This is a genomic window from Paenibacillus woosongensis (assembly GCF_009725165.1).
GTDB lineage: Bacteria > Bacillota > Bacilli > Paenibacillales > Paenibacillaceae > Fontibacillus > Fontibacillus woosongensis.
Genome location: NZ_WNZW01000018.1, coordinates 67,872 through 77,496, shown reverse-complemented (window position 1 = coordinate 77,496; position 9,625 = coordinate 67,872). Strand labels below are relative to the sequence as shown.

Sequence of the window (9,625 nt, the reverse complement as noted above, 5' to 3'; positions counted from 1 at the left end):
TATATTGAATTTTATTACAACCGCAAGCGAATGCATGGTGCACTTGGCTATCTTTCACCTGTTCGTTTTGCTGAACAATTTAACAGAAAATCTGTCGCATGAGTGTCCACTTTCTTGACAGAGGTCCATAAGGTCCGCAAGAGAACAGCAGGAATAGAGACAGCAAAAAGACAACCAGTACTCGCCTTTCAAATGATCGCTACAGGTGAAAATGGGGACTAAGTGTATTTTATGCATTAATTTTGCCACTTTTTTTAAAAGTTACTTGAACTAAATGTAATTCATGCAGTAGTAATACCTTAATTTGCTTAAATCTTTGTAATAGCCCGAAATTAAATGTAGGTTCTGTAGTTAACTCCCCGCAATACCCCAAAATCCGCTCCAACTAAATGTAGGAAGTACATCTAGATCTTCCTTCCAATAGTGCTACCACCTCTGTAGCGTCCCAATTGGGCAAAGAATTCGTCAATTAGCCATTTACTATTGTCTGGTTAATGCTTGCTGAGTAACCCCGCATATATTAATGATAAATATTGTGCACATGTTTAGAAATAACGTTTTGCCCCTGCATATGCGGCGCCATAATAGTCATCTCCAAAGATGTATTCCAGTTGGACTCCATCCCGCGGATCCGTATCGGCATTAATCATCAAATCGTTTCCTAAATAGATTGCAACGTGAGTGATTGTTTCGGAACCATGCTCTTTAAAAAATACAAGGTCCCCTTTTCTTAATTGATCCTTTGGCACATAGGTTCCATATTGATATTGCCAATTAGAGGTTCTTGGCAATTTGATTCCCGCTCTGCCATACACGTATTGAGTGAATGACGAACAATCCAATGCAACCCAAGGTTTTTCCCCGCCCCACACATAAGGAACATCAAACTGATCCTTTGCCACGGCGATGATGTAATCCGCTTTCTCCTCCCAATTGGCGTTCGGCGGTATGGATGGTGGTGCAGTAGGGACATTGATTACTAGACCGGGAAAAATGTGCTGAGGATCTTTTACCTTGGTATTGGCTTCAAGTAAATAGGAAAGGGGGATCCCATTACTTCGAGCAATGCTCCAGAACGTATCGCCCGTTTGTATCTTATAAGTGGTCCTGGATACTTCATTCGCAGGGATTAATCCCGGTGCCGGTTTATGACCATGAGGCAGGCTGACCAATAAACCTCTCCAAATATTTTCCGGATCCACTAAGGAATTGATTTTTTGCAGCTCGGACACATCTACATCAAAATCCTTGGCAATGGACCAAAATGTCTCGTTACCCTTGGCTGTATATTGATCGTATGGAACCGCAAAGCATGTTTGCGTGAGGATTGCATTTACAAATACAACGGCGGCTACAATTAGCTTTTTCAAAGGAACTCCTCCATTTATTTTTTTATAGAATATCCTGATCTGCAGTTTACTTATCCAGAGAGCATGTGTTTTTTTGGGACTCGAGATAATACTAGGGGCTGCGGGGTCCTGAGAGAGTAGGATGCTACTAAGGCAAAAGGCAACCGCGCGCTAGGAGCTGCTAAACCGTATGCTGGAAGCTGCGCAAATATGAAGAAGCATCGTTGTTTATGAATCGGTGTGTTTTTGTACTGCTCAGTGTTTTGACTGGAATTAGGCACCTAACGGACAGGAGAGCCCCTATTTATGGTTTTTGTACGAATTCAGCGCCACAACGGACACAGAAGGCGCTATTTAGTAAAGTTCGTTTATGAACACATCAGATTTGGGCAAATAAGTCCCCCTGTGTCCGTTAGGTTCGAAAAAAGCGGCATTTATGCGATATAGAGGAACTAGGGTCCGTAAGGGTGCAGCATAACTAAAAGACAGCAGCCTTAGGCTGGTTCAAAGACCAAAAGCCGGCTCAAAGGCTGGCGACTTGGCTTAAAGACTTGACTAATGGGTATGGCTAATAGCTTGACTCGAAGCGTGGTGATTCAATGCACGGATTCAATGTACGGATTTAATGCACGGATTTAATGCACTGACCCAAAGCCTTTGACTCAAAGGTTTGTCTCAACAACTTCTAAAGCACTCACTCAAATCACTGACTCTTCAGGGCTGACTGAAAGCACCCGATCTTAAGCACCCGGCTCTAGTTACGCCTAGTCACGCCTTTTTAGATTGCTTTCTTGAATAACTTCCCTGCCTCAGGTTACACTGAAATGTATAAGACACCTCTTGGCAAAGTATGAAATTGTGATATAATAAAGTTAAAGTCAAAGAAAGTCAAAGTCAACAAACGGTAGCCATAACGAATTATACGGAGAACTTTGCCGGACGAGGCGGCATGTCGTGTCGGCTTAACGTTTGAGCATGGGAGGGATGATGGATTGCGTAATATCTCCGATATTATCGAACAATATCTCAAGGGTATTTTGCATCAAAGTCCTGAAGGAACCGTTGAAATTCAACGCAATGATCTGGCTGACCGGTTTTCCTGCGTTCCATCGCAAATCAACTATGTAATCAGTACCAGGTTTACCCTTGAGAAAGGGTACTTGGTTGAAAGCAAACGGGGCGGCGGCGGTTACATCAGGATTCGGCGTATCGAGCTGCCTGGTCCGACCAGCCTGCATACCCATTTGCATCATACGATTGGCGATGAAATGGGTCAAACGGCTGCGGAAGGGCTAATATATCAACTGGAGGAGGCTCGTTTCTTGAACAGCCGAGAGGCGGCACTCATGCGAGCGGCTATCTCCAGGGAAGTCTTGATGCTAAAACTGCCTGAACGCGATCGGCTTCGGGCAAGAATCATGAAGGCCATGTTGATTTCACTTTTAGGTTAACGAGTCTATCCGTAAGGGAGGGGACGTTCCATGCATTGTCAGGAATGCGGCAAACGACCTGCAACATTGCATTTTACCAAAATTGTGAACGGCGAGAAAACGGAGTTTCACATTTGTGAAACCTGTGCCAGAGAAAAAGGCGAGCTTATTCCAGGGACTTCAGGCGGATTTTCGATCCATAGCCTGCTGTCCGGACTGCTGGATTTCACCCCTGGCAGTCACGCCCACGGGACCAAGGCACCCGAGAACCTGCGCTGCGAAGAGTGCGGGCTGACTTATTCCCAATTCAGCAAGCTTGGGCGTTTTGGATGCAGCTCCTGTTATAAATATTTCAATGACCGTCTTGACCCGCTCTTCAAGAGAGTACACGGCAATACGGTTCATGTAGGCAAAGTGCCCAAAAGGGTTGGCGGGCATATTCAAATCAAGCGCAAGCTCGATGACCTTCGCAGAGAGCTGCAGTATCGGATTCATCAGGAAGAATTCGAGGAGGCCGCCGCCCTGCGGGATCAAATACGCGAGCTTGAGAAGAACATTTCCGAGGAGTAGGAGGAGTGGGCGATGGCAAATCTTCGGTTTACAGAACAACCGCTTAGCGAATGGATGAGAAGCGGAGGCAAGGAGTCCGAAATCGTCATCAGCAGCCGTGTCCGAATTGCGCGAAATTTGCTGAACAGGCCATTCCCTATGCTGGCGACCAACCAGCAATCCGAGGACGTGCTGAATCAGCTGGAGAGCGTACTGCAAGATCAAAGGATGCAGCAGTTCGGGCCGTTGTCTTCGGTTCTCCTAGCCGATTTGGATGAGCTGGACAAAAAAGTGCTCGTTGAGAAGCATCTCATCAGCCCGAATTTGGCTAATGAGTCCAGACACGGCGCCGTCTTTATCAGCGATGACGAAAGCCTCAGCATCATGGTGAATGAAGAGGATCATTTGCGTATTCAATGCCTTTATCCCGGCCTGCAGATTGAGGAGGCTTGGGAGAAGGCGACCGCGGTGGATGATATTTTCGAGGCACAGGTGGATTATGCCTTTGACGATAACCGCGGTTTCCTTACCAGCTGCCCTACGAATGTAGGGACAGGACTTCGGGCCTCCGTCATGATGCATTTGCCGGCGCTGGTTCTAACTCAGCAAATAAATCGAATCCTGTCGGCTGTGTCCCAGGTCGGATTGACAGTCCGCGGCATTTATGGCGAAGGCAGCGAAGCGACAGGGAACTTGTTTCAAATCTCAAATCAGATTACACTGGGACAAAGCGAATCTGAAATTATTGAAAATTTGTACAGCGTCGTGATGCAGATCATCGAGCATGAGAAATCGGCGAGGGAGAGACTGCTCTCCGAATCCCGCCTGCGAATGACCGATCGCGTCATGCGCTCCTATGGCATTTTGTTATACGCAGCGATTATAGACTCTAAGGAGGCGGCGCAGCGGCTGTCCGACGTCAGACTCGGCGTAGATCTGGGATTGATCGATACGCTGCCCGTACAGGTGCTGAATGAATTGAATGTCATGACCCAGCCTGGTTTTTTGCAGAAAAAATTTCAGGTCAGCATGTCTCCGGGCGAACGCGATATGTACCGCGCTAAGCTGATCCGAGAGAAATTGGGTAAATAAGAAACAACATTCATGGAGGTGTAGGAGTATGATGTTTGGAAGATTTACGGAGCGTGCCCAGAAGGTTTTGGCACTTGCCCAAGAAGAAGCCGTACGGTTAGGGCATAACAATATTGGAACAGAGCATATTTTGCTTGGTTTGATTCGTGAAGGGGAAGGAATTGCCGCTAAAGCATTAATCGGGCTTGGACTGGGTCTTGAGAAAATCCAGGACGAAGTAGAGACGCTGATCGGCCGCGGCCAGGAGCAACCGGCGAATATCGCTTATACGCCGAGAGCCAAGAAGGTTATCGAACTATCCATGGATGAAGCTCGCAAGCTCGGCCATACCTATGTGGGAACAGAGCATATTCTGCTTGGCTTGATTCGTGAAGGCGAGGGCGTTGCTGCCCGGGTATTGAATAACCTGGGTATCAGTCTGAACAAAGCGCGTCAGCAAGTGCTGCAGCTGCTGGGCAGCAGCGAGGCTGTGTCCAGTCATCATGGCACGCCAGCTAACGTGAATACGCCGACGTTGGATAGTCTAGCTCGCGATTTGACGGAATCCGCCAAAGAGAGCAATCTTGACCCGGTTATCGGCCGAAGCAAGGAAATCGAGCGGGTCATTCAGGTGCTCAGCCGCCGGACGAAGAACAACCCGGTGCTGATCGGTGAGCCTGGCGTAGGGAAGACAGCTATTGCTGAAGGATTGGCTCAGAAGATTATCAATAATGAAATTCCGGAGACACTGCGCGACAAAAGAGTCATGACCCTCGATATGGGTTCTGTCGTAGCCGGTACGAAATATCGCGGCGAATTCGAGGATCGCTTGAAGAAAATCATGGATGAAATCCGTCAAGCCGGGAATATCATCCTGTTCATTGATGAATTGCATACCCTGATTGGGGCAGGCGGTGCGGAAGGTGCCATCGATGCCTCGAACATCCTGAAGCCGGCGCTGGCCCGCGGCGAGCTGCAATGCATCGGGGCAACGACGCTGGATGAATACCGCAAGTATATCGAGAAGGATGCTGCGCTTGAGCGCCGTTTCCAACCGATAACGGTTGATCAGCCTTCCGTTGACGAAGCCATTCAAATTCTGCATGGACTTCGCGACCGCTATGAGGCCCATCACCGCGTTAAGATTACCGATGAAGCGATTGAACAGGCGGTTAAGCTGTCCGACCGCTATATCCAGGATCGCTTTCTGCCGGATAAAGCCATCGACTTGATCGATGAGGCGGGCTCAAAGGTAAGACTGAACTCTTATACGGTACCGCCTAATCTGAAGCAGTTGGAGAGCCGTCTGGAAGACATCCGCAAAGAGAAAGACGCGGCTGTACAGAGCCAGGAGTTTGAGAAAGCGGCAGCACTGCGCGATACGGAGCAGAAAATCCGCGAGGAGCTCGACGTCACGAAGAACCAATGGAAAGAGAAACAGGGCCGTACCGACTCCGAAGTTACGCCTGAGGACATTGCACAGGTTGTAGCAAGCTGGACTGGTATTCCAGTCAATAAGCTGAAGGAAGAGGAAACGGAAAGACTGCTCAATATGGAGCAAATCCTGCATGAGCGTGTTATCGGGCAGGACGAAGCCGTTAAAGCGGTCAGCCGGGCGATTCGCCGGGCGCGTGCCGGTCTGAAGGATCCGAAGCGTCCGATGGGCTCCTTTATCTTCCTAGGCCCAACTGGGGTAGGTAAGACTGAGCTGGCGCGGGCCCTGGCCGAAGCCATGTTCGGCGACGAAAATGCGGTTATCCGCATCGACATGTCCGAATATATGGAGAAGCACTCCACGGCTCGTCTCGTTGGCGCTCCTCCAGGATATGTTGGTTATGAAGAAGGCGGCCAGCTGACGGAGAAAGTACGCCGCAAGCCATATTCGGTCGTACTCTTGGATGAAATCGAGAAGGCGCACCCTGAGGTATTCAATATTTTGCTGCAAGTGCTGGAGGATGGCCGTTTGACGGACTCCAAAGGACGTGTGGTAGACTTCCGCAATACACTGATCATTCTTACCTCGAACGTCGGGGCCGAAGCGATCAGACGCAATACGCGGCTTGGCTTTACTGCCGTAGACGACTCCGGGGCGGATTATGACAATATGAAAGGCAAAGTGATGGAAGAACTTAAGAAGAGCTTCCGTCCAGAATTCCTCAACCGGATCGATGAAATTATCGTATTCCACTCGCTGGAGCAGAAGCATATCGGCGAAATCGTTACGCTGATGGCAGAAGAGCTTCGCAAACGGCTGCATGAATACGAGGTGGACTTCGTACTGACCGATGAAGCCAAGGAGTTCTTGGCTAAAGAAGGCTTTGATCCAGCTTATGGAGCGCGTCCGCTTCGCAGAGCTATCCAGAAGCATATCGAGGATCGATTGTCTGAAGAATTGCTGACCGGAAACGTCAAGAAAGGCGATTCGCTGACGATTGATGTGGAGGATGGCAGCTTGACCGTGAATAAGACGGGGGCTTTTACCAAAAGCGCCAAGTAAATGAATAGTGAGCAAAACGATCTGAATCGTATTGCAAAGCGAATGCAAGACAGCCTGGGAATTTCGGTTTCCGGGGCTGTCTTTTCTTCGTATTTCCCATATTTGTATAAAGCGCCCGAAAAACCTTTACGTTAAATCAGAAACAGTGGTAAACTTTGAGTGTTACCCTTAGTGGTTTGGGCTGCAAGGTTTGTTAAATTTTGCAGATATTTTAAGGAGAGAAAAATGGTTAAAGTAAAAACAAAGTTTTTTTGCACGGAGTGCGGATATGAATCGCCGAAATGGTATGGGAAATGCCCGGGGTGCGGTTCATGGAACTCCATGGTCGAAGAAACGGAGAAAGTCGTAAAGACGCAGGGGATGTCCTCTGGTCTATTTCATACGAAAGAAAAACCGCTGCCCATCATAAACATAGAGAGCGGCAAAGAACCGCGCATCGTCACTGGTATAGGAGAACTGAACCGGGTGCTTGGCGGCGGAGTCGTACCCGGCTCGCTCGTACTGGTCGGCGGTGATCCAGGAATCGGAAAATCGACGCTGCTCCTGCAGACATCCCACGAAATGGCTCAGGCCGGATTGAAAGTACTTTATATATCCGGGGAGGAGTCAATCAGGCAGACGAAGCTGAGAGCCGAGCGGCTAGGAGCCTTGTCGCAAGAGCTGTATGTCCTCTGTGAGAGCGACATGGAAGCCATTGAATCGGCGATCGACGAGCTGAAGCCGAATTTCCTCGTCATCGACTCGATCCAAACCGTATATCTGCCGGAAGTGACAAGCGCGCCGGGAAGCGTATCCCAGGTTCGCGAATGTACTGCGCGCTTCATGCGCATTGCCAAAGGGCAGGGGATTGCCACGGTTCTGGTCGGGCATGTGACGAAGGAAGGAGCCATTGCCGGGCCAAGGCTGCTGGAGCATATGGTGGACTGCGTGCTGTATTTTGAAGGAGAACGGCATCACTCTTACCGCCTGCTTCGGGCGGTGAAGAACCGCTTCGGTTCTACGAACGAAATCGGCATATTTGAAATGAACGAATCCGGCTTGACCGAAGTAACTAACCCTTCGGAGCTGTTCCTATCCGAGAGGCCGCTTGGTGTCGCAGGCTCCACCGTCGTGGCGAGTATGGAAGGAACACGCCCGATGCTCGTGGAACTGCAGGCTCTGATCGCATCGACACATTTTCCTTCCCCGCGAAGGATGGCGACGGGTGTAGATCACCATCGGATGGGATTGATTATCGCCGTACTGGAGAAGCGGATGGGTATGTTCCTGCAAAATCAGGATGCTTACGTGAACCTTGCTGGCGGAGTGAAGCTGGATGAGCCGGCCGTTGATCTGGCGATTGCTGTTAGCATTGCTTCCAGCTTTCGCGATATTCCGACCAAGCCGGACGATGTCATCTTCGGGGAAGTTGGGCTTACCGGTGAAGTCCGGGCCGTCTCCAGGGCTGAGCAGAGGGTGAAGGAGGCAGCGAAGTTAGGATTCAAACGCGTTATTCTGCCGGAGAAGAGCATGAAGGGCTGGCAGAGTCCCGCAGGAATACAATTGATTGGCGTAAATACTGTTGCAGATGCGCTAGCTGTTGCGTTAGATTAGGGGGCATTAAGTTCATGAAGGAAAACACCCATGCGGAGAAAATGAATGATTTACTCAGACTCGTCGCGCCCGGCACCGCTTTTCGCGATGGACTTGAGAACGTGCTCCGGGCCAAGACCGGTGGGCTGATCGTTGTGGGATACAGCCCGGAAGTGATGGAAGTAGTTGAAGGAGGCTTCTCCATTAACTGTGACTTCTCGCCGAACTACTTATACGAGCTGGCCAAAATGGACGGAGCCATCATCATGAGCGAGGATCTTAAGAGAATATTGTATGCAAATACGCAGCTCATTCCCGATTCATCCATCTCCTCGTCGGAGACGGGGATTCGCCACCGGACGGCGGAGCGGGTAGCGAAGCAGACGGGCAAGCTGGTCGTCTCGATCTCCCAGCGCCGTAATATCATCACGTTATATCAAGGCGGGCTTCGTTATTCCCTGAAGGAGATTGGGGTTATCCTGACGAAAGCGAACCAGGCGATCCAAACCCTGGAGAAATACAGGGCTGTTCTCAATCAGGCCCTTACGAATTTGACGGCATCCGAGTTCGAAGAGCTGGTGACGATGCCCGAGGTCATTAATGTGATTCAGCGGGTTGAAATGGTGATTCGGATCAAAATGGAGATCAAACGGTTCATTAACGAACTGGGCTCCGAAGGCCGGTTGATTAGTATGCAAATGGAAGAGCTGGTTAGCAATATGGAGGAAGAAGCGTGGCTGTTATACAAAGACTATGCTAAGGAAGACAGCGATGAAGCCATTCGGGAAATTATCCTTGGATTGAAGCGATCCAGTGACGATGAGCTGCTTGAGATGAGCCATATCACCAGACTGCTCGGTTATCCGGCTTCGGCGGCAATGTCTGAAGACTTAGTGTCCCCGCGAGGTTATCGCGTGCTGAACAAAATCCCGCGTCTCCCGAACGTCATCATCCATAACCTTGTCGAGCGCTTCAAGCATCTTCCAGGGGTGCTGATGGCGACGATCGACGAGCTGGACGAAGTGGACGGCATTGGCGAGGTTCGGGCCAGAACGATCAAAGAAGGTCTTAAGCGGCTGCAGGAACAGGCTTTTATCGATAGGCAAATTTAAGCCTGTATGCCTGCGGGCCGAGTTTTCTTTTGGGAATTAAAGTAA

8 protein-coding genes are annotated in these 9,625 nt (G+C 49.7%); 7 read left to right on the top strand and 1 reads right to left on the bottom strand.

Features of this window, described 5'->3' with window-relative positions:
- Positions 1-3 precede the first annotated feature (3 nt).
- Positions 4-102: a hypothetical protein gene (locus tag GNP95_RS26635; RefSeq protein ID WP_413773769.1), complete on the top strand. Its 99-nt coding sequence runs from the start codon at positions 4-6 to the stop codon at positions 100-102.
- Positions 103-545: 443 nt separating this feature from the next.
- On the opposite strand, the gene GNP95_RS24250 is transcribed toward GNP95_RS26635, so the two are convergent.
- Entirely contained in the window at positions 546-1,370 is an 825-nt protein-coding gene (locus GNP95_RS24250) for an NlpC/P60 family protein (protein WP_155613387.1), read from the bottom strand.
- 971 nt (positions 1,371-2,341) lie between these two features.
- On the opposite strand from GNP95_RS24250, the gene GNP95_RS24245 reads away from it, so the two are divergent.
- The 6 genes from GNP95_RS24245 (at position 2,342) to disA (ending at position 9,580) form a co-directional block, all read left to right on the top strand.
- Positions 2,342-2,800 carry a CtsR family transcriptional regulator gene (locus GNP95_RS24245; RefSeq protein ID WP_155613386.1) on the top strand — a complete coding sequence of 153 codons (459 nt, stop codon included), beginning with the start codon at positions 2,342-2,344 and terminating at the stop codon, positions 2,798-2,800.
- A 30-nt stretch (positions 2,801-2,830) separates the two neighbouring features.
- Positions 2,831-3,349, top strand: a complete 519-nt coding sequence (locus tag GNP95_RS24240; protein ID WP_155613385.1) for a UvrB/UvrC motif-containing protein — start codon at positions 2,831-2,833, stop codon at positions 3,347-3,349.
- Positions 3,350-3,361: 12 nt separating this feature from the next.
- A complete protein-coding gene (locus GNP95_RS24235; protein ID WP_155613384.1) occupies positions 3,362-4,420 on the top strand; it encodes a protein arginine kinase in 1,059 nt (352 codons plus the stop codon).
- Positions 4,421-4,448: 28 nt separating this feature from the next.
- Positions 4,449-6,896 carry an ATP-dependent protease ATP-binding subunit ClpC gene (gene clpC / locus GNP95_RS24230; RefSeq protein WP_155613383.1) on the top strand — a complete coding sequence of 816 codons (2,448 nt, stop codon included), beginning with the start codon at positions 4,449-4,451 and terminating at the stop codon, positions 6,894-6,896.
- Between the two features lie 225 nt (positions 6,897-7,121).
- On the top strand, positions 7,122-8,489 hold the full coding sequence (gene radA / locus GNP95_RS24225) for a DNA repair protein RadA (protein ID WP_155613382.1): 1,368 nt from the start codon (positions 7,122-7,124) through the stop codon (positions 8,487-8,489).
- A 14-nt stretch (positions 8,490-8,503) separates the two neighbouring features.
- The gene (gene disA / locus GNP95_RS24220) at positions 8,504-9,580 is read left to right on the top strand and encodes a DNA integrity scanning diadenylate cyclase DisA (protein ID WP_155613381.1); all 1,077 of its coding nucleotides are present in this window, start codon (positions 8,504-8,506) and stop codon (positions 9,578-9,580) included.
- Positions 9,581-9,625 lie beyond the last annotated feature (45 nt).

What these genes read in the sequence shown, in the direction of transcription:
- clpC (WP_155613383.1), top strand. Translation starts at nt 4,449, where the DNA reads ATGATGTTTGGAAGATTTACGGAGCGTGCCCAGAAGGTTTTGGCACTT.
- radA (WP_155613382.1), top strand. Translation starts at nt 7,122, where the DNA reads ATGGTTAAAGTAAAAACAAAGTTTTTTTGCACGGAGTGCGGATATGAA.
- GNP95_RS24240 (WP_155613385.1), top strand. Translation starts at nt 2,831, where the DNA reads ATGCATTGTCAGGAATGCGGCAAACGACCTGCAACATTGCATTTTACC.
- GNP95_RS24235 (WP_155613384.1), top strand. Translation starts at nt 3,362, where the DNA reads ATGGCAAATCTTCGGTTTACAGAACAACCGCTTAGCGAATGGATGAGA.
- disA (WP_155613381.1), top strand. Translation starts at nt 8,504, where the DNA reads ATGAAGGAAAACACCCATGCGGAGAAAATGAATGATTTACTCAGACTC.